The 24621-nt window shown below is 71.0% G+C and carries 26 protein-coding genes and 1 tRNA gene; 17 read left to right on the top strand and 10 right to left on the bottom strand.

Annotated elements, in window-relative coordinates; all coding sequences use genetic code 11:
- Positions 1-132: 132 nt before the first annotated feature.
- From ACH3VR_RS08260 to ACH3VR_RS08245, 4 genes are read right to left on the bottom strand one after another with little or no spacing between them, the layout of a single operon-like run.
- Entirely contained in the window at positions 133-1503 is a 1371-nt protein-coding gene (locus tag ACH3VR_RS08260) for a maltokinase N-terminal cap-like domain-containing protein (protein WP_396640273.1), read from the bottom strand.
- A 23-nt stretch (positions 1504-1526) separates the two neighbouring features.
- A complete protein-coding gene (locus tag ACH3VR_RS08255) occupies positions 1527-1775 on the bottom strand; it encodes a hypothetical protein (RefSeq protein ID WP_396640272.1) in 249 nt (82 codons plus the stop codon).
- A 2-nt stretch (positions 1776-1777) separates the two neighbouring features.
- Positions 1778-2707, bottom strand: a complete 930-nt coding sequence (locus ACH3VR_RS08250) for a hypothetical protein (protein ID WP_396640271.1) — start codon at positions 2705-2707, stop codon at positions 1778-1780.
- A gap of 57 nt (positions 2708-2764) precedes the next feature.
- Positions 2765-3457, bottom strand: coding sequence for a phosphocholine cytidylyltransferase family protein (locus tag ACH3VR_RS08245; RefSeq protein WP_396640270.1), 693 nt, complete (start codon positions 3455-3457; stop codon positions 2765-2767).
- A gap of 206 nt (positions 3458-3663) precedes the next feature.
- On the opposite strand from ACH3VR_RS08245, the gene ACH3VR_RS08240 reads away from it, so the two are divergent.
- From ACH3VR_RS08240 to ACH3VR_RS08230, 3 genes are read left to right on the top strand one after another with little or no spacing between them, the layout of a single operon-like run.
- Positions 3664-4998, top strand: a complete 1335-nt coding sequence (locus ACH3VR_RS08240) for an ABC transporter ATP-binding protein (RefSeq protein ID WP_396640269.1) — start codon at positions 3664-3666, stop codon at positions 4996-4998.
- Positions 4974-6542, top strand: coding sequence for a hypothetical protein (locus tag ACH3VR_RS08235; RefSeq protein ID WP_396640268.1), 1569 nt, complete (start codon positions 4974-4976; stop codon positions 6540-6542). Before ACH3VR_RS08240 ends, ACH3VR_RS08235 begins: the two co-directional genes overlap by 25 nt.
- A gap of 40 nt (positions 6543-6582) precedes the next feature.
- On the top strand, positions 6583-6849 hold the full coding sequence (locus tag ACH3VR_RS08230; RefSeq protein ID WP_396640267.1) for a DUF3039 domain-containing protein: 267 nt from the start codon (positions 6583-6585) through the stop codon (positions 6847-6849).
- Here the strand turns inward: ACH3VR_RS08230 and ACH3VR_RS08225 are convergent.
- Positions 6828-8165 carry a nicotinate phosphoribosyltransferase gene (locus ACH3VR_RS08225; protein ID WP_396640266.1) on the bottom strand — a complete coding sequence of 446 codons (1338 nt, stop codon included), beginning with the start codon at positions 8163-8165 and terminating at the stop codon, positions 6828-6830. The genes ACH3VR_RS08230 and ACH3VR_RS08225 overlap by 22 nt on opposite strands.
- Before the next feature lie 107 nt (positions 8166-8272).
- On the opposite strand from ACH3VR_RS08225, the gene murI reads away from it, so the two are divergent.
- The 4 genes from murI to ACH3VR_RS08205 all read left to right on the top strand — a co-directional run bounded on the left by murI (position 8273) and on the right by ACH3VR_RS08205 (position 11482).
- The gene (gene murI, locus ACH3VR_RS08220) at positions 8273-9100 is read left to right on the top strand and encodes a glutamate racemase (protein ID WP_396640265.1); all 828 of its coding nucleotides are present in this window, start codon (positions 8273-8275) and stop codon (positions 9098-9100) included.
- The gene (gene rph, locus ACH3VR_RS08215) at positions 9097-9837 is read left to right on the top strand and encodes a ribonuclease PH (RefSeq protein ID WP_396640264.1); all 741 of its coding nucleotides are present in this window, start codon (positions 9097-9099) and stop codon (positions 9835-9837) included. Before murI ends, rph begins: the two co-directional genes overlap by 4 nt.
- A gap of 3 nt (positions 9838-9840) precedes the next feature.
- Entirely contained in the window at positions 9841-10449 is a 609-nt protein-coding gene (gene rdgB / locus ACH3VR_RS08210; protein WP_396640263.1) for an RdgB/HAM1 family non-canonical purine NTP pyrophosphatase, read from the top strand.
- Positions 10450-10570: 121 nt separating this feature from the next.
- Positions 10571-11482: a cation diffusion facilitator family transporter gene (locus ACH3VR_RS08205; RefSeq protein ID WP_396640262.1), complete on the top strand. Its 912-nt coding sequence runs from the start codon at positions 10571-10573 to the stop codon at positions 11480-11482.
- On the opposite strand, the gene ACH3VR_RS08200 is transcribed toward ACH3VR_RS08205, so the two are convergent.
- Positions 11479-14037, bottom strand: a complete 2559-nt coding sequence (locus ACH3VR_RS08200) for an ATP-dependent DNA ligase (protein WP_396640261.1) — start codon at positions 14035-14037, stop codon at positions 11479-11481. The genes ACH3VR_RS08205 and ACH3VR_RS08200 overlap by 4 nt on opposite strands.
- 95 nt (positions 14038-14132) lie before the next feature.
- On the opposite strand from ACH3VR_RS08200, the gene ACH3VR_RS08195 reads away from it, so the two are divergent.
- Positions 14133-14906 (top strand): Gmad2 immunoglobulin-like domain-containing protein, encoded by a 774-nt coding sequence (locus tag ACH3VR_RS08195; protein ID WP_396640260.1) that lies wholly within the window; start codon positions 14133-14135, stop codon positions 14904-14906.
- 88 nt (positions 14907-14994) lie between these two features.
- Positions 14995-15894, top strand: a complete 900-nt coding sequence (gene ku / locus ACH3VR_RS08190; RefSeq protein ID WP_396640259.1) for a non-homologous end joining protein Ku — start codon at positions 14995-14997, stop codon at positions 15892-15894.
- On the opposite strand, the gene ACH3VR_RS08185 is transcribed toward ku, so the two are convergent.
- From ACH3VR_RS08185 to ACH3VR_RS08170, 4 genes are all read right to left on the bottom strand, one after another.
- Complete coding sequence (locus ACH3VR_RS08185; RefSeq protein ID WP_396640258.1) at positions 15895-16668, bottom strand: DedA family protein; 774 nt, start codon at positions 16666-16668, stop codon at positions 15895-15897.
- A gap of 70 nt (positions 16669-16738) precedes the next feature.
- Positions 16739-16820 (bottom strand) — tRNA-Leu (locus ACH3VR_RS08180).
- Positions 16821-16884: 64 nt separating this feature from the next.
- Positions 16885-17106, bottom strand: a complete 222-nt coding sequence (locus ACH3VR_RS08175; RefSeq protein WP_396640257.1) for a PLDc N-terminal domain-containing protein — start codon at positions 17104-17106, stop codon at positions 16885-16887.
- A 101-nt stretch (positions 17107-17207) separates the two neighbouring features.
- Entirely contained in the window at positions 17208-17813 is a 606-nt protein-coding gene (locus tag ACH3VR_RS08170) for a response regulator transcription factor (protein WP_396640256.1), read from the bottom strand.
- Between the two features lie 238 nt (positions 17814-18051).
- Between ACH3VR_RS08170 and ACH3VR_RS08165 the strand changes: the two genes are divergently transcribed.
- The 8 genes from ACH3VR_RS08165 (at position 18052) to ACH3VR_RS08130 (ending at position 24537) form a co-directional block, all read left to right on the top strand.
- The gene (locus tag ACH3VR_RS08165) at positions 18052-19965 is read left to right on the top strand and encodes a hemagglutinin (RefSeq protein ID WP_396640255.1); all 1914 of its coding nucleotides are present in this window, start codon (positions 18052-18054) and stop codon (positions 19963-19965) included.
- A 122-nt stretch (positions 19966-20087) separates the two neighbouring features.
- A complete protein-coding gene (locus ACH3VR_RS08160; RefSeq protein WP_396640254.1) occupies positions 20088-21239 on the top strand; it encodes a CpaF family protein in 1152 nt (383 codons plus the stop codon).
- A complete protein-coding gene (locus ACH3VR_RS08155) occupies positions 21236-22093 on the top strand; it encodes a type II secretion system F family protein (protein WP_396640253.1) in 858 nt (285 codons plus the stop codon). Before ACH3VR_RS08160 ends, ACH3VR_RS08155 begins: the two co-directional genes overlap by 4 nt.
- The gene (locus ACH3VR_RS08150) at positions 22093-23025 is read left to right on the top strand and encodes a type II secretion system F family protein (protein ID WP_396640252.1); all 933 of its coding nucleotides are present in this window, start codon (positions 22093-22095) and stop codon (positions 23023-23025) included. The genes ACH3VR_RS08155 and ACH3VR_RS08150 overlap by 1 nt, the downstream gene beginning before the upstream one ends.
- Positions 23026-23044: 19 nt before the next feature.
- On the top strand, positions 23045-23236 hold the full coding sequence (locus ACH3VR_RS08145; protein ID WP_396640251.1) for a hypothetical protein: 192 nt from the start codon (positions 23045-23047) through the stop codon (positions 23234-23236).
- A gap of 2 nt (positions 23237-23238) precedes the next feature.
- Positions 23239-23658 (top strand): TadE/TadG family type IV pilus assembly protein, encoded by a 420-nt coding sequence (locus ACH3VR_RS08140; RefSeq protein ID WP_396640250.1) that lies wholly within the window; start codon positions 23239-23241, stop codon positions 23656-23658.
- Complete coding sequence (locus ACH3VR_RS08135; RefSeq protein WP_396640249.1) at positions 23633-24103, top strand: TadE family protein; 471 nt, start codon at positions 23633-23635, stop codon at positions 24101-24103. Before ACH3VR_RS08140 ends, ACH3VR_RS08135 begins: the two co-directional genes overlap by 26 nt.
- Complete coding sequence (locus ACH3VR_RS08130; RefSeq protein WP_396640248.1) at positions 24100-24537, top strand: pilus assembly protein TadG-related protein; 438 nt, start codon at positions 24100-24102, stop codon at positions 24535-24537. The genes ACH3VR_RS08135 and ACH3VR_RS08130 overlap by 4 nt, the downstream gene beginning before the upstream one ends.
- Positions 24538-24621: the final 84 nt, after the last annotated feature.

Raw genomic sequence — 24621 nt, 5'->3', positions numbered from 1 at the left:
ATCCACTGCGCATCGTCGGCGTGCACAGCTGCGGGGATTCCGATCGACACGCCGAGCCTGGCCGGCGCGTCGTGCGATCAGCCCGCCGTTGTGCACGCCCTGCGCGCTGACTGGCGCCGAGAGGCGAGGACCTCAGCCGACCGCGGCGGGCCGCTCTACGAGGCGCATGATGGCGCGCAGCGGGATCGCGACCCACGTCGGGCGGTTGCGCGCCTCGTAGATGGCCTCGTAGACGGCCTTGTCGAGCTCGAGGGCGCTCAGCAGGGCGCTCTGCACGCCGAGGTCGGCGCCCGAGACCGCGGCGTAACCTTCGACGAAGCCCTGCCTGGCCGCGCGCACCCATTCGCGCACGGCGCCCGACGCGTGGTCGGGATGGTCGAGGCGTATCGAGCCGCCGACGTAGTCGAAGGAACGCAGCATGCCGGCGACGTCGCGAAGAGCGTGATCGGGACGCGTCCGCTCGGTCATCGGCCGCAGCGGCTCGCCCTCGAAGTCGAGCAGCACCCACCCTCGGGTCGCATCGTGCAGCACCTGCCCGAGGTGGTAGTCCCCGTGGATGCGCTGCAGCGGCGGCCACTCCGCCTCGAGCGCTCTGGCGTAGACCTCCTCGACGGCGTCGCGCTGGTCGGCGATGGCCGGAACCTCGGCCATCGCGATCGTGAGCCGCCGCCGCCACGTCACGGCCGTCGCCTCGCGGTCGTCGGGGAGCGCGGCACGTGTCGGGAAGAGCCGTGCGAGCGCGACGTGCACGTCGGCGGTGGCCTCGCCGAGCGCGTGGGCGCGTGAGGTGAAGTCGTCGCCGGCGGCCGCCGCGCGCAGCGCGACGCGCCAGGCGTCCTCCACGCCCGGAAGGAACTCCTGCGCGAAGGCCAGGGACCCCGTCACAGAGCCGACCTCGGTCGTCGTGTCGGGCCAGCGGCCCTCGATCGCTCCGACCGCCGGCGGGACATGCGTCGAGCCTGCCGCCGCGAGCGCCGTGGTCAGCTCGATGTCGGGGTTCAGCCCGGGATGCAGCTGCCGGAAGACCTTGCAGATGATCGGCGTGCCGTCGCCGCCCGGCCGGAAGATGAGCGAGGTGTTCGACTGCTCGCCGGCAAGGACGCTCGCCGAGCGTTCGCCTCCGTCCTGGATGCGCTGGGAGGGTCGCCCGACGACCGACGTGCCCGGCCCCGCGGCCTCGCCGCCCTCGACGATAAGACGCAGGAGCGCCGACGAGTAGGCAGGGTCGTGCGGGCCGTCGATGAAGGTCGTGCCGGGCTCGGGGCTGCCGATCACATGGTCGGGGTGCGCGTCGACCGTCGCCGTCGCGCGCGCCACGACGGGGATCTGGTAGAGCACGACGGGCAGGGCGCCCTCGTCGGCGACCAGGAAGGTGCGCACCGTGCAGTCGTGGGCAGGAAGGTCCCACCGGCCCACGAGGCGAAGGCTCGGCAGCCTGCCCTTGGCGGCGTACCAGCGCTGGCGAGGCATCCATGCCGCGAGGCACGCCAGAGTGCTGTCCATAGAGCGAGGTTAGGGCCCGAGGACTACGGCGTGGGGTCGTCGGCGTCCGAGTCGGCGTCCTCGACGGGCTCGTCGTCGTCCTCGGGCTCGTCGGCGACGTGCGCCACCGGGATCACGACCGATCCGCTCGCGCCGAAGAGGTCCCAGGCACCGCCGCCGGCGGGCGGCGCATCCGGGAGGCGTTCCGCGGCCGTCTCCTCGCGGGCGGGCTCCGACGGGAGGCCCGTCCAATCCTCGTTGTCTTCCTCGGGACGCTGCGTGAACAGTCCCATGGTCACTCCTCTCCCGTCGTGAGCTCTTCGGGCTTTCGCCGCGACAGGCTTCCGCCGACACGCCGGCCGGCCGTGCCCGCTGCGTGCACGCCGCGTGTCACGCCGCCCACGATAGCCCCGCCGGCACGGCGGATGCCGCGGCCCGCGGCGTACTCGAGCCGCATGGCGCCTGGCCGCGGCTCGATCTCGGCGGGGAGCACGATGGGCGGGAGGCCGAAGGCGCGCCGCGAACTGACGAGCACGCGACGCCCCAGGATGTTGTTGCCCGCACCGCCCACGGCCGCTCCGATGCCGAAGGGAAGCGCCTTGCCGATCCACGAGGCGCCGCCGCGCACGGCGAAATGGCGCATGAAGACCTTCTTCAGCTGGTCGACCATGGGCCCGACGGCAGCGCGGGGGATGGTCTTGGTGACAAGCTCCCCCCAGTACTTGTCGCGTGTGACGCCCCCGCCCGCGGCCTGGCCGGCCAGCTGCGACACGAGGTCGACCCCCTCCTTGCCGAGCATCAGCGTCAGCACGAGCGCGCGTGCCCGGTCCGGGTTCTCGATGGGGATGCCGTGCACTTCGGCGACCGACTGCGCGAACAGGGCCGTCGTCTCGAGGAAGCCCAGCGTCTCGACGCCGCTCAGGGCTAGCGTGATGCCTGTTCCGATACCGGGCACGACCGCGGTCGCGCCGACTGCGGCGCCGCCGGTCGTGACGGCGGTGAGATACCGGCGCTCCAGGATCCGCACGATCTCCGTCGTCGTCGCCGACGGATGCCGAAGGCGGATGCTGCGCAGATGCGCGAGCACGACGGGTCGCTGGATCGCGAGGACGCGGTCCAGCGCGCGGATCGTCGTGGGATGCTCCTCGGAGCCCACCGGCGGCAGTCCGCCGTCCCACGGCGCGCCGTCGGGGAGGGAGTGGATGCGGTGCACCTTGTCGGCCATCAGGCCGATCCTACGAGCGCGCCCTGAAGTCTGCGTGGGGCTTGACGGCGCGCCCGCTCAGACGAACAGGTTGGCGCGCTCGAGGTCTTCGGCGAAGTCGACCTCGACGGCGTAGAGGTCGGAGATGTCGAGCGGCTGCAGGCGCAGGCCGTCTTCGACGATGGCGAGCTCGAGGCCGCGCTCGAAGTAGTCCTGGTCGTCGACGCGCGTGAGCTGGCGGATGAACGCCTTCTTGTCGGCGGCCGAGATGTAGTTGATTCCCACGGCCTCGCCGATTCCGCCCACGACCGTCTTCGACAGCTCCTTGATGAAGCCCTCGGGGGAGGTCGTGTATTTGACCTCCTCGTCGCTCACCTTGGAGGTGTTGACCGTCACGAACGACTGGTCGCGCTCGATGTGCGCGATCGCACGGCCGAGCACGCGCGGGTCGAAGACGACGTCGCCGTTCATCCACAGCACGCCGCTGCGGCCGGTCGTGTTGAGCGCGCGGAGCAGGCTCTTCGACGTGTTGGTCTGGTCGTAGCGGTCGTTGTAGACGTAGTCGACGTGCGGGAACGCCTCGACGATGGTCTCGGCACGGTAGCCGACGACGGTCGTGATGCGGGCGTCGGAGCCGAAGGCGGCACGGATGTTGTCGTGCTGCTGCTGCATGATGCTACGGCCGTCGCCGAGCTCCGTGAGGGGCTTGGGCAGGCTTCGGCCGAGGCGTGAGCCCATTCCGGCCGCGAGGATGACGGTCTGAATAGTCAAGGTTCTGCTCCTGGAAGTGCGATTGTCCACGGTTGGTTAACCGAATCGACACTCCATCGTGCCTGCTACATGGTAGCGAACCTCACTGTGAGGGTGCATAATGGCCGGTCCCCGTTGTCGGATCGTGACATAACTCTGCGCCACAGTTCCGTCAATGGGGGCGCCGGATCAGTGGCGAGGAAACGGTGTCTTGGTACGTTTGATCGGTGACAGCCTCTCTCCCGGTGCCACAGGACGCCTTCCCCGAAGATCGGGATGGCGCGACGGGCGAGGCCTCCCCGGGTCGCGTCGTTCCGCTCGCCAAGAAGGCGCCGCGCAAGCCCCGCAGGCCGCGCAAGCCCGCGCCCCCCGTCGACCCCGGACCCCCGCCGCCGCTCCCGGTCGACCTGATCGCGCCGCCCAAGCCCCCGCTTCCGCCGGCCGACGTCGATATCCCGCCGAAGCCTCCGCTCCCCGTCGTGGAGCCGGAGGCGGAGCAGGTGGCCGCTCCGGAAGCCGAGGCCGAGCCTGGGGTCGCACCCGAGCCAGCACCCGAACCCGAACCCGAAGCCGCTGCCGCGCCGGCGCCCGAGCCTGCACCGGCGGCTCTCGAGCCCGAACCCCGGCCCGAGTCCGTGCCGGTGCCTGCAGCCGTGCTCGTCGCCGAGCCCGAAGCGCCTCCCGCCCCCGCGCAGCCCGCCGAATCCGCCATCGAGTTCGGGGAGTCGCCCGTCGATCCCGACGACGCCGACCCGTTCGCGGCATCCGTCGTCCTCGACGAGGCCCGGCTCGCGTCAGACGCCGATGCGGCGCTCGTCCTGCGCGGCGTCGTCAAGAGGTTCGGCGCGACGCGCGCCGTCGACGGAATCGACCTCACCGTCCCCGCCGGCACCTTCTACGGTCTCGTGGGTCCGAACGGAGCCGGCAAGACGACGACCCTCTCGCTCATCGCGGGTCTGCTGCGTCCCGACAAGGGCTCGATCCGGGTCGGCGGCGTCGATGCGGCATCCGATCGGCGCGCCGCGAAGCGGCAGATGGGCGTGCTGCCCGATCGCCTGCGCACGTTCGACCGGCTGACGGGACGCCAGCTTCTCTACTACTACGGTGTGCTGCGCGGGCTGCGGTCCTCGATCGTCGAGAGCCGCATCGCGGACCTCGCGCGCGCCTTCGACCTCACCGACGCTCTCGGGCGCGCCGTCTCCGACTACTCCGCGGGCATGCTCAAGAAGGTCATGCTCGCTGGGGCGCTCATCCACTCGCCGCGCCTGCTGGTGCTCGACGAGCCGTTCGAGGCCGTCGATCCCGTGTCGAGCGCCGTGATCCTCGACATCCTCTCCGCGTATGTCGCGCACGGCGGGACCGTCATCCTGTCCAGTCACGGCATGGAATTCGTCGAGCGCGTCTGCACGCGCGTCGCCGTCCTGGTGGCGGGCCAGGTGCTCGCCGAGGGCACAGTCGACGAGGTGCGCGGCGAGCTGACGCTCGAGCAGCGTTTCATCCAGCTCGCCGGGGGCCTCAGCGACGTGGAGGGTCTCGAGTGGCTGCACACGTTCTCCGACTGAGGATCGCGCTGCTGCTCGGCACGCTGCGGGGCGATGGACGGCATCTCTCCCGCGTCGTGCTCGGACTGGCGATCCTCGCCGCCGCGACATTCGCGGCGTGCTGGGGCATCCTGCGACTGCGGGATGCCCCGACATCGGTGGTCTTCGTCGTTACGGTGCTCGGGGGCTCGGCTGTGACCCTCGGCTATGCGCTCGCGCCGCTCATCGGCGGCGCCTCCGATCCGCTCGACCCGCGCCGGTTCGCCGTCTTCGGGCTGTCGCCGGGGCGGCTCGCAGGCGTGCTGGCGCTCGTCGGCTTGGTGAGCGTTCCGACCGCCGTGCTGCTGGCGGTCTGCGTCTGCACGGCCGTCGTCTGGACCGACCACGGCACGCCGTGGCCTGCCGCAGCGCTCGGCGTCCTGCTCCAGGTCGTGACGTGCGTGCTGCTCGCGCGCGTGAGCATGGCCGTGACGTCGCTGTTCCTGCGCGATCGCCGCTCGCGAGAGCTGTCGGGCTTGTTCGCCCTCACGATCCTCGTCGTCGTGGTGCCGGTCGCCGTCTTCCTCGCCTCGCTCGAGTGGGGCGGTGTCGTGCCGACGCAATTGACGGGGGCCGCCACGACGCTCGCGCGCACGCCGCTCGGCGCCGCCGTCGCCGTCCCCCTGCTCGTGGCGACGGGCTCGTCGCAGGCGGGTCTGTGCATCCTGGTGTCCCTCGGCACGATCCTCGTACTGGGACTGATCTGGGCGTGGCTCGTGCATCGCGTGCTGACGACGACGGAGCGACCCGTCTCGACGAGGGAGCGCGGTGGACTCGGCTGGTTCGGCGTGGCGCCCGGCACGCCGGGCGGCGCCGTCGCGGCACGCAGCCTCGTCTACTGGTTCCGCGACCGCCGGTATCTCGCGAACCTCCTCGTCATCCCGATCGCCGCGGGTCTCGCGGTCGTGCCCCTGCTCATCGCCGGCGTGCCGCCCGAGATCGTCGCGCTCGTACCGGTGCCCCTGGTCGCACTCTTCCTCGGATGGCTTCCGCACAACGATCTCGCCTACGACTCGACCGCCGTCTGGATGCACTTCACCAGCGGCATGCGAGGCGTGTCCGACCGCGTCGGCCGCCTCGTGCCGATCCTCCTCGTCGGCGTCCCGGTGCTTGCCATCTCGATCCCGGTGTCGATCTCGCTGCACGGGCGCTGGGCGATCCTGCCCGCGATGGTCGGCGTCTGCGCGTCGCTGTTCCTGACGGGGCTCGGCCTGTCGTGCATCTCGTCGGTCGCGTGGCCGTATGCCGCGACCCGGCCGGGCGACAGCGCGTTCCAGCAGCCGCAGCGCACGGGCGCCGGCGGGGCGATCGCGCAGGCCGTCGTGATGCTCGGCGCGCTCCTGCTGACCGTGCCTGCGCTGTGGTGGGCGTGGCTCGCGATCACCCGCGACATCGAATACGCCGACATGGCCCTGTGGGGCGGTATCGGCATCGGGCTGGGCGTGCTCGTGGTGGGGGTGGTCATCGGATCGGCCGTCTTCACGCATCGCGGCGGTCGCATCATGGAGTTCATCGAGTCGACCTGACCCGCCCCTGGCACAGGCTCGCGGGATAGACTGGCCGACTATGAGCACCCCCGTCGAAGGCCCCGACCAGGGCGGCATCGCGACCCTCGACCGCGAGCTCGAAGAGCTCATCCAAGAGGAGTCGATCGAGCCCGGCGATCATGAGCGCTTCTCGCACTACGTCAAGAAGGACAAGATCCTCGAGTCGGCGCTCACCGGCAAGCCGGTGCGTGCGCTGTGCGGTAAGAAGTGGACTCCGGGGCGCGACCCCGAGAAGTTCCCGGTGTGCCCCACCTGCAAGGAGATCTACGAGTCGCTCAGGGGCTGAGCGGCGTCCGTGTAGACCGTCGGGATGGCGGGATCGGATCGGCTGAGCGCCAAGGCGCGCACCGGCAGCTCCTCTCGCACCATCGCGTGATGCCGCCGCGCGGCGACGACTCCGTCGGGCCCCTCGCACGCGGCGTCGATCTCGCCGTCGGTGACCAGGGCCACCTGGAGGGCGCGGGCATCGGGATGCTGCGCCTGGGTCTCGACGGCCTCGAAGCCGTCGGAGATCGTGATGAGCTCGCTCGTCGCGACGCCGCGCTCGAGCGTGCGGAACGCGGCCTTCCGCCCGCCCTTCGACGCCTTGTCGGTGGACGTCTTGGCGACGGCGACCCAGGACTCGTCGGCGGCCTGCCGCGCGACGAGTTTGTAGACCATGCCGGCCGTCGGCGTGCCCGATCCCGTCACGACCGAGGTGCCGACGCCGTACGCATCGACGGGCGACGCCGCGAGGGCCGCGATCGCGTGCTCGTCGAGGTCGCTCGTCACCGTGATCCTCGTCGAGGTGGCTCCGAGCTCGTCGAGCAGGGCGCGCACCTCGCCCGCCACGATCGGCAGGTCGCCCGAGTCGATGCGCACGCCGCCGAGCTCGGTGCCGGCGACCCGGACGGCGGTCTCGACCCCCGCGCGGATGTCGTACGTGTCGATGAGGAGCGTCGTTCCGACGCCGAGCGAGGCGATCTGGGCGCGGAAGGCGTCCTCCTCGCTGTCGTGCAGCAGTGTGAACGCGTGCGCCGCGGTGCCCATCGTGGGTATGCCCCAACGCCGGCCGGCTTCGAGGTTCGAGGTCGCCCCGAACCCGGCGATGTAGGTCGCGCGTGCGGCGGCCACCGCCGACTCCTCGCCGGCGCGGCGTGAGCCCATCTCGGCGAGCGGTCGGTCTCCCGCGGCGACGCTCATGCGGGCGGCGGCCGTCGCGACGGCGGAGTCGTGGTTGAGGACGCTCAGGGCGAGCGTCTCCAGGATGACGGCTTCGGCGAAGGTGCCCTCGACGGTCAGGAGGGGGGAGCCCGGGAAGTACAGCTCGCCCTCGCGGTAGCCCGTGATCGACCCCGTGAACCGATAGCCCTCGAGGAAGGCGAGGGTCGCGGCATCCACCACCCGCTCGTCGCGGAGGAAGCGCAGCTCGTCGTCGCCGAAGCGGAAGTCCCGCAGAAGCGTGAGCAGGCGTCCCGTGCCCGCGACGACGCCGAATCGGCGGCCACCGGGAAGGCGCCGTCCGAACAGCTCGAAGACGCAGCGGCGCTGGGCGGTCCCGTCGCGGAGAGCGGCGTCCAGCATGGTGAGCTCGTAGCGGTCGGTGTGCAGCGCGGTGCTCATGCGCGTCAGCCTAGCTATTCCGATCGCGGGGAGTTCCCCGCTAGGGCTCGCTCCGCTCGCCGGCGGCTTCGCCGCGCCCCCGACGACACCGCGTAGGCTGGACGATCGTGAACGACGCTCCGATCGGCATCTTCGACTCCGGAGTCGGCGGCCTCACGGTGGCCCGGGCGATCTCGGCGCAGCTTCCGCGCGAGTCGATGCTGTACATCGGCGACACCGCGCACTCTCCCTACGGGCCCAAGCCGATCGCCGATGTGCGGCGCTATGCGCTGGAGGTGCTGGACACCCTCGTCGAGGAGGGCGTCAAGATGCTCGTGATCGCGTGCAACACGGCGTCCGCGGCGATGCTGCGCGATGCGCGCGAGCGCTACGACGTGCCCGTCGTGGAGGTCATCGGACCCGCCGTGCGCACGGCGATGTCGACGACCCGCAACGGGCGCATCGGCGTCATCGGCACGGCCGGCACGATCGGCTCGCGCGCCTACCAGGACATGCTCGAGGTGAACGAGCGGCTCACGGTGTTCGCGCAGGCGTGCCCGCAGTTCGTCGAGTTCGTCGAGGCGGGCGTCACCGATTCGCCCGAAGTGCTCGCGGTCGCCGAGGAGTACCTCGCACCCCTGCGGAACGCGCAGGTCGACACGCTCGTGCTCGGCTGCACGCACTACCCGTTCCTCGAGGGCGCCATCAGCTACGTCATGGGTCCCGACGTGTCGCTCGTCTCGAGCGACACCGAGACGGCGAAGGACGTCTATCGTCAGCTGGTCTCCCGCGACCTGCTCGCGGGCCGGGATGCTGCGCCCCGCCACGTCTACGAAGCGACCGGCGACTCCGCCGACGACTTCCTCCGCCTCGCGCACCGCCTCATGGGTCGCGAGGTCAGCACCGTACGGCTCGTGCAGACGGGCGCAATCGACCTCGTGAAGGGAAATCAATGACCGATCTCGTCCGCAGCGACGGCCGCTCCACAGGCCAGCTCCGCCCGATCGTGATCGAGCGGGGGTGGAGCGGCCAGGCCGAGGGGTCGGCGCTCATCTCGTTCGGCAACACCAAGGTGCTGTGCACCGCATCGTTCACGAACGGCGTGCCGCGCTGGCTCACGGGCAAGGGCAAGGGCTGGGTCACGGCGGAGTACGCGATGCTGCCGCGCGCCACGAACGAGCGCAACGACCGCGAGTCGGTCAAGGGGCGCATCGGCGGCCGCACGCACGAGATCTCGCGCCTCATCGGCCGCGCGCTGCGCTCCGTCGTCGACACGAAGGCGCTGGGCGAGAACACGATCGTCATCGACTGCGACGTGCTCCAGGCCGACGGCGGCACCCGCACCGCCGCGATCACCGGGGCCTATGTGGCCCTCGCCGACGCGATCGAGTGGGCCCGCGGCAAGAAGTTCGTCGGCCAGAAGTCGCAGGTGCTCATCGACTCCGTCGCGGCCGTCTCGGTCGGCATCATCGACGGCGTGCCCATGCTCGACCTCGCCTACGTCGAGGATGTCCGAGCGGAGACCGACATGAACGTCGTCGTGACGGGCCGTGGCCTGTTCGTCGAAGTGCAGGGCACTGCCGAGGGCGCCCCCTTCGACAAGCGCGAGCTCGACGCGCTGCTGCAGCTCGGTGTCGACGGCTGCGCGCAGCTGCGCGACCTGCAGGCGGCCGCGCTCGCGCCCGAGGCCTGAGCAGTGGCCCGGCAGGTCGTGCTCGCGACGCACAATCCGCACAAGGTCGAGGAGTTCCAGGCCATCGTCGCGGCCACGCGTCCCGACCTCGAGGTGATCGGCTACGACGGTCCCGAACCGGTCGAAGACGGCACGACGTTCGCCGAGAACGCCCTCATCAAGGCCCGCGCGGCCGCGGCGCACACGGGCCTTCCCGCGCTGGCCGACGACTCTGGCATCTGCGTCGACGTGCTCGGCGGCGCGCCCGGCGTCTTCTCCGCGTACTGGGCGGGGCACGCGAAGGATGCCTCGGCCAACCTGAGCCTGCTGCTCGACCAGCTCTCCGACATCCACGATCCGCACCGCTCGGCGCAGTTCGTCTCGACGATCGCCCTCGTCGCGCCCGGATCGGGGAACGCAGTCGAGCACGTCGTCGAGGGGGTCTGGCGCGGCCGGCTCGCGCCGGCGGCGAGCGGCGGAGGGGGGTTCGGCTACGACCCGATCTTCATCCCCGACGCGCAGCCCGACGGCGCCGAGCGCACTGTCGGCGAGTGGTCGGCGGCGGAGAAGAACGCGGCATCCCACCGTGCGCGCGCGTTCCACGAGCTCGCACCGCTGCTCGCCGACCTCTGACGGGCACGCGGCAGCATGGCTGGGGACCCCCCGGTGTCGTGACCCCCATCGCCTGGTCGGCGTGGCTCGTCGGGTCGGGGGTCGCGCTCCTGTTGCGTGCCTGACGACGTAGCCTGGGGCTATGCACGATCACGCCCCGAGCGGCATCCGAGGAGCCGGCGCACGCCGTCTGCTGGCGATCTCGCTCGCGCTGACGACGATCGTCATGATCGTGCAGGTCGTCGGATCGGTGCTGTCGGGATCGCTCGCGCTCCTCGCCGATGCGGCGCACATGTTCACGGATGCCGCGGCCCTCATCATCGCGCTCATCGCGTCGTCGGTGGCGGCGCGTCCCGCCGACGACCGCCGCACGTTCGGCTATCAGCGCGCCGAGGTCCTGGGCGCGCTGGTCAACGGCGTCATCCTCATCGCGCTCTCCGTGTGGGTTGCGGTCGAGGCGGTGCAGCGTCTCCTCGACCCGGGCCAGGTCGAGATCGAGGGCGGGCTCATGCTCGTCGTCGCGATCGTCGGGCTCGTGGCCAATGCAGTCGCCCTGTGGCTTCTGAGCGCCGCACAGCGCACGAGCATCAACGTGCGGGGCGCCTACCTCGAGGTGATGGGCGACCTCCTCGGGTCGGCCGCCGTCATCATCGCGGCGATCGTCCTCCTGACGACCGGCTGGGTGCAGGCCGACGCCGTCGCGTCGCTCATCATCGCGGCGATGATCGTGCCGCGCGCGATCGGGCTTCTCCGCGAAGTCGTCTCGGTGCTGAGCGAGTCGTCTCCCAAGGGCGTGCATGTGCAGGAGATCCGCGACCACATCCTCACGACCCCGGGCGTCGTGGACGCGCACGACGTGCACGTCTGGCAGCTCACCCGCGGCGCGCCGGTCTTCACGGCGCACGTCGTCGTCGATCCCGACGCGTTCCGCGAGGGGCGGTCGGGGGAGATCCTCGAACAGCTCCAGGAATGCCTCGCCCACCACTTCGACGTCGAGCACTCCACGTTCCAGCTGGAGCCGGCCGGGCACGTCGAGCACGACGCGCACGCCTAGCTTTCGCGGGCGACCTCTCCCGGGCTCTTGTCGGGCCGCAGTCCTCGCCAGCGCGGGTGCCTCAGGATGCCCGACGGCGTGAACTCGCCGAACTCGACCTCGGCGACGAGCTCGGGTCGCACCCACAGCACGTCCCGGGCGTCGAGGGCCGGCACGCCCACGAGCGGGTTGACGTCGGTGCCGAGCGGCGCAAGCTGCTTCTGCAGCGACCGCAGCGTCGCGTCGCTGAAGCCCGTGCCCACGCGGCCGGCGTACTGCAGGCCCTCGGGTCCCGGGATGCCGACGAGCAGCGAGCCGAACGTCGAGGCGCGCCCGCCCTGGCCGGGCCGGATGCCCGCGATCACGACTTCCTGCGTGCGCGTCAGCTTGACCTTCAGTGACGACTCCGAGCGGATGCCGCGACGGTACGTCGACCGCGGATCCTTGACGACGATCCCCTCGAGGTCGAAGCGCCGGCTCGCGTCGAGGGCGGCATCCACGTCGTCGAAAACCGGAGGCACGACGATCGCCGGGATCGCGCGGGAGGCGAGGTCTTCGAGGATGCGCCGGCGCTCGGCGAGCGGCAGGCCCGTGACGTCGCGTCCGCGCGCGACGAGCACGTCGAAGAGGTAGTAGTGCACCGGCGTGCGCTTCGCGACGCGGGCGACGTCGCCCGGGCCCACGAGGTTCATCCGCGTCTGCAGGAGCGCGAAGCTCGGGCGTCCGCCGTCGAGGGCGACGAGCTCGCCGTCCACGACGCAGGGCTCGTCGCCGAGCCCGGTGTCGCCCCCGGCGATCTCGGGGTATTTCGCCGTGCTCTCGTTGCCGCTCCGCGCCCAGAGGCGCATCGCGGTGCCGTCCCACACGCCCAGCGCGCGGATGCCGTCCCACTTCGCCTCCGCCCATGCCGGGGCGCCCCATTGCCGGGCGTCGGAGCGCGCCCGGTCGGGGGACGCCGTCGTCGAGAGCATGGGGCGCAGGTCGGCCGCCGCGGGCGGCCAGGACGCGACAGGGGCGGCCTCGAGGAGCTGGTCGATCGTGGCCTCGGGGGAGATGCCGTGCGAGTCCGAGGTCGAGTGGGGCCTTCGGGAGGCGCTCGCCCCTGTGCGGCGCCCGCGCGGCTCGTCCGCCTGCGGCGACGGCTCGACGACCATGCCGTCCGGCTGAGGTCGCCCCTCGGCATCCGCCTTCATCCGGTGCAGCAGCCACTGCGACTTCTCACCCTCGCCCTGGGTGCGAAGAAGGGCGAGACGCACGCGACCGAGCGGACCGCCCGGTCGTCCCTCGGCCGTGAAGATGACTTCGTCGTCGCGCCACTTCTCGAGCGCGTAGCGCCCGTCGTCCCAGATCGTCACGGTCCCTCCGCCGTACTCGCCGCGCGGAATCGTTCCCTCGAACGTCGCGTACTCCATCGGGTGGTCCTCGGTCTGGATCGCGAGGTTGTTTCGCTTGTACGAGTGGGGCACGCCGCGCGGCACGGCCCAGCTGACGAGCACGCCGTCGCGCTCGAGGCGGAAGTCCCAATGCAGCGCCGTCGCGTGATGCTCCTGGATCACGAAGATCGGCAGTTCGTCGGGTCCGCGGGCCTCGGCGCCCGGATGAGAGGGCACGGGCTCGGGCGTGCGGCCGGCGGTGCGCTTGGCGATGTAGGTGCTGAGTGGTCCCTCGTCGGCGGAGCGCCCGCCCGCGTGGAAGCCGAGCGGTGACAGGGGGTCGCCGATGCCTTCCAGCCGTTCGAGGACCTCGTCGAACCACAGGTGCCGCAGTCCGGGGTCGTCGAGCTCCTCCCATGTGCGAGGGACGGCGACGGTGGGGTGAGGGCGTCCGCGCATCGAATAGGGCGCGATCGTCGTCTTCGCGCCGTTGTTCTGACTCCAGTCGATGAGCACGCGGCCGCCGCGGATCGACTTCTTCATGCTGCTCACGACGAGGTCGGGGTGGTCGGCCTCGATCGCGCGTGCGAGCTCGTGGGCGATGGCCGACGCCTGCTCGCTGCTCTGCCCGGGCGGCAGTGCCGAGTAGAGCTGGATGCCTTTGCTCCCGCTCGTCACGGGGTAGGGCTCGAGCCCCATGTGTCCGAGGATCTCGCGCGCCCAGCGGGCGACCTCCGCGCACTCGGCAAGGCCTGCGCCGGGGCCGGGATCGAGGTCGAGCACCAGGCGGTCGGCGTCGCCGCGCTCGCCCGACGGGGTGAATCGCCACTGCGGGACGTGCAGCTCGAGGCTGGCGACCTGGGCGAGGTACACGATCGTGGGCACGTCGCCGGCGAGGGGATAGTCCTTCGGGCCGCCTGAGTGGGGGATCGGCAGCCGGTGCACCCACGCGGGCGCGCCGGGCTCGAGGTCTTTCGCGAAGAAGAACTGCCCCGGATGCTCCTCCGTGCCGACACCGTCCGGCCAGCGCTTGCGGGTGACGGGCCGGCCCACGACGTGTGGGATCATCGTCGTCGCGATGCGCGAGTAGTAGTCGATGACCTCGGCCTTCGTCGTGCCGGTCTCGGGGTAGAGGACCTTGTCGAGGTTCGTCAGGCGCAGGCGTCGGCCGCCTATGCTCACGAGCTGGTCCTCCCCGGCCATGGCACCATACTGCCCGGTCTCGCGTGCAGGAGGAGGCCGCATGGACCGAGCCGCGGCGAGGCGCGTACAATCCGGAACCGAGAAGGGCTTCCGGCATGATTCAACGAAGAATGTATGCGCTGTCCGCCTTAGTCATTGCTCTGGGGCTGGCCTCGTGCGCCTCGGGGACAGGCGGCGCCTCGCCGAGTTCGAGCCCCGCGTCTACGGGCTCGACGACCGCAACGCCATCAGCCACTCCGTCGGATGCCGAGCCTGCCATCGCGATCGACGCGCCCGCCGACGATGCGACCGTGTCGGTGCCGTTCGAGGCGACCGGCACGGCGGACACTTTCGAAGCCGCACTCACCGTCGACGTACTGGATCAGGAGGGTTTCACGATGTGCGTGCGGCACATCATGGCGACCTCCGGCAGCGGCACACCCGGCACGTGGACGGCGATCCTCGCGTTCCCGCCCGAGGAGGATCCGCTCCCGGTCACGGTGCGGGCCTACACGCTCAGTCCCAAGGACGGCGCGATGACCGACCTCGTCACGAGGAACATCACCGTCTCGACCGACCGTCCCGACATCATCATGACGAGCCCGACATGCGGGCAGGTCTATCCGACGGGCGGACTGATCTTCCTCCTCGGCACGGCGAAGCTCTTCGAGGCGGCGCTCACGGTCGAATTGCGCGACGCCGGGGGCACAGCCGTCGTGAGCGTGCCCGTGACGGCGGAGGAGTGCTGCGTCGAATCGCAGTTCTCCTCGAAGCTCACGGTGCCCGCCGATCTTGCCCCCGGGCTCTACGATGTCGTCGCCTACAGCCTGTCCCCGGCCGACGGTTCGATCCAGAATGAGTTCACGGTCCAGATCCAGGTGACGGGCTAGGCCATCGGCGCCGGGAGCCACCCCTCCAGACCTCCTGTGACGGCTGTCGCCCCTGGCCTTGCCGGGTCAAAACCGGTGTACTGGTGTGATGAGAGCGATCTGGAAGGGCGCCTTGACCTTCGGCCTCGTCAACGTGCCCGTCAAGGTATATGCCGCGACGGAGGATCACGACGTCTCGCTGCACCAGGTGCACAACAAGGACGGCGGGCGCATCCGCTATCAGCGCATCTGCGAGATCGACGGCGAGGTCGTCGCGTACCAGGACATCGACAGGGCCTACGACGACGGCGAGAAGACCGTCGTGCTCACGAAGGACGATCTGGCGTCGCTTCCCGCCGAGCGCAGCCGCGAGATCGACGTCGTCGAGTTCGTGCCGAGCGACCAGGTCGATCCGCTGACCTTCGACCGGGCGTACTACCTGGAGCCCGACTCCGCGTCGCCGAAGGCCTACGTGCTGCTGCGGCGGACACTCGAGCAGACCGACCGCACCGCGATCGTGCGGTTCTCGCTGCGGCAGAAGACGCGCCTCGCTGCACTGCGCGTGCGCGGCGACGTGCTCGTGCTGCAGACGCTCCTGTGGTCCGACGAGGTTCGCGAAGCCTCGTTCCCGTCCCTGGACGAGTCGGTGCGGATCTCGGCGAAGGAGCTCGAGCTCTCGGCATCCCTCGTCGACAGCTTCGCGAGCGACTTCGACCCGGAGCAGTTCACCGACGAGTACCAGGAGGAGCTGCGCACGCTCATCGAGGCGAAGCTCGAGAAGGGCGACGCGCTCGACACCTCGGAGACGTTCGGCGAGCAGGAGGAGGAGGCCGGCGGCGAGGTCATCGACCTCATGGCCGCACTGCGGGCGTCGGTCGAGAAGTCGCGAGCGGCGCGGGCCGGCGGCGGGAAGGCGGATGCCGCTTCGCCCGAGAAGTCCGACGCGAAGGCATCCGGGAAGCCCGCGACCAAGCCCGCCACGAGGAAGAAGGCCTCGAAGGCGTCCTGACTAGGCGGTCGGCGCGGGCGGCGTGGCGTCGCCGTGGCGGTGGTCGTGGCCCCGTTCGAAGACCTCGGGATCGAGCACGAGGTGGGCCGCTTCGTCGGCGCCCACTTCGCCCTCGCCCTCGGCGGCTTCCTTCTTCGCCTTCGAGCGCTCGCGCACGTAGTGCCAGATCGTGATGGCGGCCGTCAGGACCACGACGCCGATGAGGATCACGTCGATGTACTCCGTCACGATGTCGGCAACCCACTGGATGTAGCCGATGCCGTAGCCGAGCATGACGAGCCCGAAGCCCCAGAGCAGGGCGCCGATGGCGTTGTACAAGGTGTATCGACGCCACGGCATGTGTCCGACACCCGCGGCGACGGGGGCGAAGGTTCGCACGATCGGCACGAACCGCGCCATGATCACCGTCAGCCCGCCGTAGCGCTCGAAGAACATGTTGGTGCGCTCGACGTTCTTCCGGCTGAACACGCCCGATTCCTTGCGCTCGAACACGGCAGGCCCGCCCTTGTGCCCGATGAGGTAGCCGACCTCACCGCCGATGAAGGCCGCGACGGCGATGAGCAGCGCGACGAGCCAGATGTTGAGGCCGAAGACGTTGTTCGTGTGGGTCAGCAGGCCCGCGATGACCAGGAGCGTGTCTCCGGGAAGGAGGAAGCCGACGAGCAGGCCCGTCTCGGCGAAGACGATGAAGCACACCACGAGCAGCGCCCACGGACCGGCCGCGCTGATGATCGTGTTGGGATCGAGCCAGGGGATGAGAGCGATGCTGTGCACAGGGGTTCCCGTCGGTCGGAGCGGTCGGCGGTCGAAGGATGCCGCGAGGGCGGTGACGCCGGCGGCACCGTGCGGAAGGTGGGACTTGAACCCACACGCCCGGAGGCACAGGAACCTAAATCCTGCGTGTCTGCCAGTTTCACCACTCCCGCGGGTGCGTTCAGTCTACTGAGCGACCTGAGCGGCGGCTGGGGGGCCGGCCCCCGTCGGGCGGTGTCAGCGGCGCTCGTGCTTGATGCCGAACAGGAAGTACGACGCCGGGCCGATCCAGTTGACCAGGAGCGCCGCGCCCCACGCCCACTTGCTGCCCCGGACGGTCTCCTCGGGACGATGCCAGAGGTCCCATGCGGCGAGGAACGCGAAGGTCACCTGAAGCAGGCCCAGGATCGCCGACCCGACCTTCTCGGGCGGGGTCAATTCGCGCTTGGTGTGGGTCATCGCTCGTCCTTCCAGGGTGTGCTCCCCATCGTGTCACCGGATGCCCCGGATCACCACGTCGCCGAGCGCCGTGTCCGCCGCATCAGAAGGGACTACCCCCGTCACGACGAGCCGTTGGCGCGCACCGCGAGCGCGACCGCCTCGACCCGCGAATGCACGCCGAGCTTCGACAGCAGGTTCTGCACGTGAGCGCCCACGGTCTTGACGCTGATCCCCAGCACGGTCGCGACCTGCTTCTGCGACCGCCCCTCCGCGATGAGCGTCAGCACCTGCCGTTCGCGCTCGGTCAGCATGGAGAGCCTTCGCAGATCGACCGTCGCGTTGCCGTTGCGCCTGGTGCGGTCGATGAGGCGCCGCACGCGCGCGACGAACTCGTCGGCGTCCATCGACTCCGCGGCATAGTCGTCTGCGCCCACGAGGAGTCCCGCGACGACGTCGGCCGGCGTCGTGCGATCGGCCGACACCAGCACGACCGGTACGTCGGGACCGAATCGATCGCGGAGTTGCCGGAGCAGTGCGCAGCCGCCGTCCTCGACCTCGAGGATCGCGACAGCAGGAGGGTGCGCGCCCAGGCCGGTCTCAGCATCCATCGCCCTGGAATACGAGTCTGCGCGCAGGCCGAGGCGCGCCAGCAGCCGGGCGTAATCGGCTCGCACGTGGTCGCCTGCGACGACCAGTGCGTACGTGCCATCGCCGTCGATGTCCACGTCGTTTCCCCATGTGCCGCGTGTCCGGGGCTTGCCCGCCCTGCGGGACATCCGGGCGGATGATGCCGTCACCACCCGCGATGTCGCCTCCCCACGGCGGTACCAGCGTAGAACCGCGGGACGCTTCGGGAAAGAGGACCTAGGGAATCGACCCTAGGTCGGATGCGGCCTTCTCCCGATGGTCGCGTTCTCAGCGGATTCCTAGCCTGGGGCAAGGACCGACCTGAGGAGGATCGCCATGCACATGCCACGCTCGAACGCGCGCCACGCCTCGCCCACTGGACGTCGCAGGAAGCCGTGGCTCATCGGCATCTTCGCCGTCGTCGTCACGATATCGGCGATGGCCGCACCCGCCGCGATGGCCGCTGACGGCCCGTTCAACATCGACGGGAACGTGCCCGACGCGGGCGCCACCGAACTGCCCGACCAGTTCGGAAACGTCAAGGAGCTCGGTCCGCTCAACTCGAACACGACGAAGATCGGCGTCATCCACAGTGACGCGGTGCCCACGCTGGGTCTGACGAACCCGAACGCGCAGGTCGACCTGCGCCGCGCCTGGCTCACGACCGCGAAAGAAGGGACGCACGACTGGCTGTACTTCGCGTGGGAGCGCGACAGCAACAGCGGCAGCGGCTTCATCGCCTACGAGTTCATGCAGAACCCCGTGCCTGCGGGCTGTGCGTACGACACCGCGACGAGCGACCAGCTGATCGCGAACTGCAACCCCTGGGCGAACCGCAAGGCCGGCGACTTCATGATCCTCTGGGACCAGCAGGGCGGAAGCAGAGACCTCTACCTGCGGACCTGGAGCGGCACGGCGCCGAACCTGACCCTGGGAGCCGCGACTCTGCTGAACTCGGCCGTCTCGCAGGCCCAGTACAGCGCGAACGGCTTCTTCGGCGAGGCCGCCGTCGACCTGACGGCGACGATCTTCGGGGGTGCGACGAACTGTCTGTCGTTCGCCAACACGATTCCGAGCACCGTCACCGGCAACTCCGACACGGCCGACTACAAGGACACGATCCTCAAGAACGCGCCGCCGATCAGCAACTGCGAGTCGACTACCGTGACCACGCCCAAGACGGCGGCGGGCGGGGCCATCCCGGGCGGCGGGCTCTCGATCGGCACGGGCGTCGTGGGCGTCAAGGACTCTGCGGTCGTCGACCTCCAGGGCGGTACGGCCACACCGGCCGGCTCGGTCGCGTTCTTCCTGTGCAAGGTCGATGCACCCGGACTGTGCGACACGGGCGGCACGAGCGTCGGGTCGACGAACCTCACCGGCACGGCCTATCCGGCGACCGTGGTGTCGCCGACGGCGTACGTCACGTCGGCGGGCCGCTACTGCTGGCGCGGCGTGTTCAGCGGCGATCCCGCGAACGGCATCCCCGGGTCGAACGACTCGGCGGTGAACGAGTGCTTCACGGTCAATCCCGTGACGCCGGGGCTCGCGACGACCGCGGGCGACGACGTCTACCTCGGAGGCTCCGTGAGCGACAGTGCGACGCTGAGCGGCACGGCGACGCAGCCGGCCAACCCGGTGATCAACCTCACGGGCACGGGCGGCGCGGCGGCCGGCGGATCGGTCACGTTCACCCTCTACGGGCCGAACGACTGCACGACGGTCGCGTACACGTCGGCGGCTGTGCCGGTGAGCGGCGACAACACGTACGCCACCCCGAACCCGCAGTTCGTGCCCGGCGCCGCCGGCACGTACCACTGGGTCGCGTCGTACACCGGGAGCTCGCCCAACACGAACTCCACGAGCCACAACACGGCGTGCGACGACACGAATGAGGACGTCGTGGTGAACACGGTCGCCTCGAGCCTGTCGAGCGCGCAGACGTGGGTGCCCAACGACTCCGTGACGGTGTCGGCACCCAACGGCGGAGCTCTCGCCGGCACGGTGTCGTTCGAGCTGTTCGCCCTGGCGAACTGCGGCGGGTCGTCGATCTACAGCACGACCGTCGCCGTCGCCGGTGCGTCGCCGCAGACCGTGTCGAGCGCGAACACGACGCCGCAATCGGTATCGGGAACGTACTCGTGGCGGGTCGGCTACGACAGCACGAACCCGGCTCAGCGGGACATTCCGGGCAGCTGCCATGAGGCATCCACGCTCACGATCACGAACGGAGGCACGATCACCGGTCCGTGATCTGCACGGCTTGGGACGCCGCGGCCGGGGTGGGGGAGCCCCGGCCGCCGGCATGTCCGGGCATCGCCGGGGCCTGTGGATAAGTCCGGGATGCCGCTTCCGGCGCTTGCGAGGATGCTTCGGTGCTTCCCCTCGTCCAGGCGCCGCCCGCCGCTCTCGTCGCCGAGCGCGTGCGCGAGCGGCTGCGCGCGGAGCACGCGGATCCCGCTCGCGACCCCGGATACGCGGCGCAGATCGTGCGCGCCGAGGTGCGCCGGCACAACGACTTCGCGCTCGCGCGCGGCCTTGCACCCGTCGACGACGAGGCCTCGTGCGTGCGCGACGTGCTCGCGACGGTCGCGGGGTACGGTCCGCTGCAGACGTACCTCGACGATCCGACCGTCGAGGAGCTGTGGATCAACGCGCCCGATCGCATCTTCATCGCCCGGGGCGGAGTCTCCGAGCGCGTGCCGCTCGCACTGACCGACGTGCAGGTGCGCGACCTGGTCGAGCGGATGCTGCACGCGAGCGGCCGCCGAGTGGATCTCTCGCAGCCGTTCGTCGACGCATCGCTCCCCGATGGCAGCCGCCTTCACGTGGTCATCCCCGACATCACGCGCCGGCACTGGGCTGTCAATGTCCGCAAGTTCCTGCCCGCGTTCCGCGACCTCGACCGGCTGGTCGCGGCGCGGTCGCTCTCGCCGGCCGGTGCCGAGCTGTTGCGAGGCGCGATGCGCGACGGCAGAAGCGTCCTCGTCTCCGGTGCGACGCATGCGGGCAAGACGACGCTCCTCGGCGCACTCATCGCGGCGGCGCCTGCGCACCACCGCATCGTGACGGTGGAGGAGACCTTCGAGCTCGCGGTCGACGCGCCCGACCTCGTCGCGCTGCAAGGTCGGCAGCCCAGCCTCGAAGGCACCGGCGAGGTGAGCATGCGGCGGCTCGTGAAGGAGGCGCTGCGCATGCGTCCCGACCGGCTCGTCGTCGGCGAGGTGCGCGACGCCGAGGCGCTCGATCTGCTCCTCGCCCTCAACACCGGCGTGCCGGGCGCCGCGACGATCCATGCGAACTCCGCGCGCGAGGCGCTCACGAAGCTGTGCGCACTGCCACTTCTCGCGGGGCGCAACATCGACGCGGGGTTCGTGCAGCCTGCGGTGGCGGCATCCGTCGACCTCGTCGTGCATTGCGAGCGCGACGCGTCCGGCCGCCGAAGGGTCGCCGAGATCGTCGTGCCGACGGGGATCGGTGCGCTCGGCGTCGAAGCGCGCACCGTCTATCGAGGGGATGCCCCGTGACGATCGTGTGGGGCGCGGTTCTCGCGGCGGGGCTCCTGCTCGCGATCTCGCCGTGGGTGTGGCCGGCCCGGGCCGAGCGTGCGCAGAGCCGCGCCTCGAACGCGCTCTCGCGACTGCTCGAGGAGGCCGGGCTCTCGCACGCCGCGCCTGCAGGCGTCGTCGCCGCGTCGGTGATCTTGGGTCTCGTGTCGGCTGCTGTCGCATGGCTCGTCGTGCCCGTCCCCGCGATTGTGGTCGTCGCCGCAGCGGCCGGCGCCGGCGCACCCTTCGTGTGGCTGCGCGCCCGGCGGATGCGACTCGTCCGCAGCCGTCGGGCGCTGTGGCCCGATGTCTGCGACCTGCTCATCGCGTCGGTGCGCGCGGGGATGTCGCTGCCCGACGCGGTAGCCGCGCTCGCCGATTCGGCGCCGGCGCCGCTGCGGCCCCCGTTCGGCTCTTTCGCGCGCGACCTCGCGGCGTCCGGGCACTTCGACTCGAGCATCCTGCGACTCAAGTCGGCCTTCGGCGACCCCGTCGCCGATCGCATCGTGGAGACGCTGCGCATGGCGCGGCAGGTCGGCGGCACGGAGCTCACGCCCGTGCTGCGAGCGCTCGCGACGTCGGTGCGCGCCGACGCCACACTGCGCGCGGAGGTCGAGGCCCGGCAGTCCTGGATCCGCGGCGCGGCCGTACTGGGCGTGACGGCTCCGTGGGTCATCCTCGGCCTTCTCGCGATGCGCCCAGAAGGCGCCGCGGCCTACACGAGCCCTGGCGGGGTCGCGCTCATCGTCGCGGGCGCGGCGGTGTCGTTCGTCGCGTACCGCATCATGCTTCGCGTCGGCCGCCTGCCTGAGCCGCGGCGGTGGTTCGGATGATGCCGTTCGCGCCTACGGACGCGGCCCTGGCGATCGTGCTCGGGGCGGCTTTCGGCCTCGGCGTGTGCCTGCTCGTGTCGCTCGCCCCGCGCTGGGGTGCACCGACGCTCGCCCGCCGGATCGCTCCGTACATCCGCGACGTGACAGACCCGCGCGGTCTCACGCCCGCGAGCGCGGGCCCGCGGCTCGCTGATCCGCGTGCGCTGTGGGGTGCGGGTCTCGAGCGTGCCGGGCGCCTCATCGGCGGTTCGGCATCCATCGAGCGTCGCCTGCGACAGGCGGGTCGCGGGATGGATGCCGCGGCCTTCCGCGCCCGTCAGCTCGCGTGGGCGGTCGCGGGCCTCGCCGCCGGAGGCGCTGCCGCCGTCGCACTCGTCATCGCGGGTCGCGCCTCGGGCGGACTCGTCCTCATTCCGCCCGTCGCAGCATTCGCCGCCGCGGCTCTCTACGACCTCGCCCTCAGCCGCGCCGCCGCGGCGCGCGTGTCGCGCATCGAGGAGGAGCTGCCCACGGTGCTCGAGTTCCTCGCGCTGTGCCTCTCGGCCGGGGAGGGTATCCTCGATTCCCTCCGACGGGTGTCCGACGTGGGCGCGGGCGAGCTGACGGCCGAGCTGCGCGGCGTCGTGCTCGCGGTCGGCACCGGCTCCTCGCTGTCGGAGTCGCTGCTGCGCCTCGCGGCGCGCCTCGACATCGCGTCGGTGACGCGGTCGATCGACCAGCTCGTCGCGGCGATCGATCGCGGCGCGCCCCTCGCGCACGTGCTGCACGCGCAGGCGCTCGACGCCCGGGAGGACGCGAAGCGACGCCTGATCGAGCGCGCCGGACGCAAGGAGATCTACATGCTCGTGCCGTTGGTCTTCTTCGTGCTGCCGCTGAGCGTCCTGTTCGCGGTGTTCCCCGGCATCTTCATGCTTCGACTCGGAATCGGCTGACCGGCCGGAAGGAGAAACCATGTTCCACTGCCTCGCAGGCGCGCTCCGCGCGCGCTTCGCCCTGACGATCGACGACGAGCGCGGCGACGTGCCGGGCTGGGTCCTGATCACCCTCATGACGGCCGGCCTGGTCGTCGTGATCTGGGCGCTCGCCGGGCCGGCCCTGTCCGACCTGTTCCAGCAGGCCATCGAGCGCGTCTCCGGCTTCTAGGCATGCCCCGCGCCGTCCGTCTTCGGGAGCGGCTCCGCGCCGCGCTCGGCGACGAGGGCGGCGCGAGCCCCGTCGAGTTCGTGCTCGTGGGCACCCTCCTCACGCTGCTCACGCTCGGCGTGCTGCAGCTCGGACTCGCCCTGTACGTGCGCAACGTCGTGCACGACGCCGCCGTCGAGGGGGCGTTCTACGCGGCGCTCGCCGACACCTCGCTCGCCGAGGGCGCGGCCCGCACCGCCCGCATCGTGGAGCGGACGGTCGGCGCCGAGTACGCGGCAGACGTCGCCGTTCGCGAGACGTCCGCGCTCGGCCATGCGGCCGTCGAGGTCACGGTGCGCGCGCCGTTCCCGCTCGTCGGGCTGCTCGGCGTGCCCGGGCTCATGGAGGTGTCGGCGGATGCGCCGCTCGAATCGCTCGACTGAGTCGCTCGCCGACGATCCGGAGCGTGGCTCCGCGGCGCTCGAGTTCATCCTGGTCGGGATGCTGCTGCTCGTGCCGCTCGTGTACCTCGTCGTGGCGCTGGGGCTGATCCAGAGCCAGGCGCTCGGGGCGGAGGCCGGCGCGCGGCACATCGCGCGGGTCATCTCCACGGCCGCTGACGAGTCGGATGCCCGGACCCGCGCCGATCTCGTGCTCGAGTCGGTCGTCACCGAGTACGGGATGGATGCGGCATCCGTCAACCTGTCTCTGACCTGCCGCCCGACGGGAAGCGGCTGCCCAGCGCCGGGGGCGATGCTCGTCGTGACGCTGCGCACCCGCATCCCGCTGCCGCTCGTGCCGCCGGTGCTGGGGCTCGACCGGCTCGCGAGCATCCCCGTCGAGGCGACCTCGCTGCAGAAGGTCTCGCGCTTCTGGAGTGCCGAATGAGGAGAGCGCTGCGCCAGCGGCTTGGAACGCGACAGGACGACGAGGGCAGCGTGCTGATCCTCACGCTGGGCTACGCCGTGCTCGCGCTCGTCGCGATCCTCGTCTGCGTCGACGCGACGAGCCTCTATCTCGCTCAGAAGCGGCTCGACGGACTGGCGGATGCCGCGGCCCTGGCGGGCGCGGACGGGTTCACCCTCTCGGTGGTCGGCGACGAGGCGCGGGCCGAGCTGACGGACGCGGGCGTGCACGACCAGGCCGCGGCCGTCCTCGAGCAGGTCGCCGGAGCGGCCGCGCTCGTCTCAGCGAGCACGCCCGACGGCGTGTCGGCGCGCGTGACGGTCGCGGGGACGTGGCATCCACCCGTCCTCACGATGTTCGTCCCCGACGGCCTTGGCCTGCAGGCGACCGCGACGAGCCGCACGGCGCTGCGCTGATCCCGCCTCGATAGGGAGGTCGGCGCCGACCGAATATGGGGAGGTGCTCCCGATGTGGCGCGAAGGGCCCCGGAACGACCATGG

This window comes from Microbacterium alkaliflavum, from assembly GCF_044325405.1.
GTDB classification, from domain to species: domain Bacteria; phylum Actinomycetota; class Actinomycetes; order Actinomycetales; family Microbacteriaceae; genus Microbacterium; species Microbacterium alkaliflavum.
This window is presented reverse-complemented; position numbering and strand designations above follow the sequence as displayed.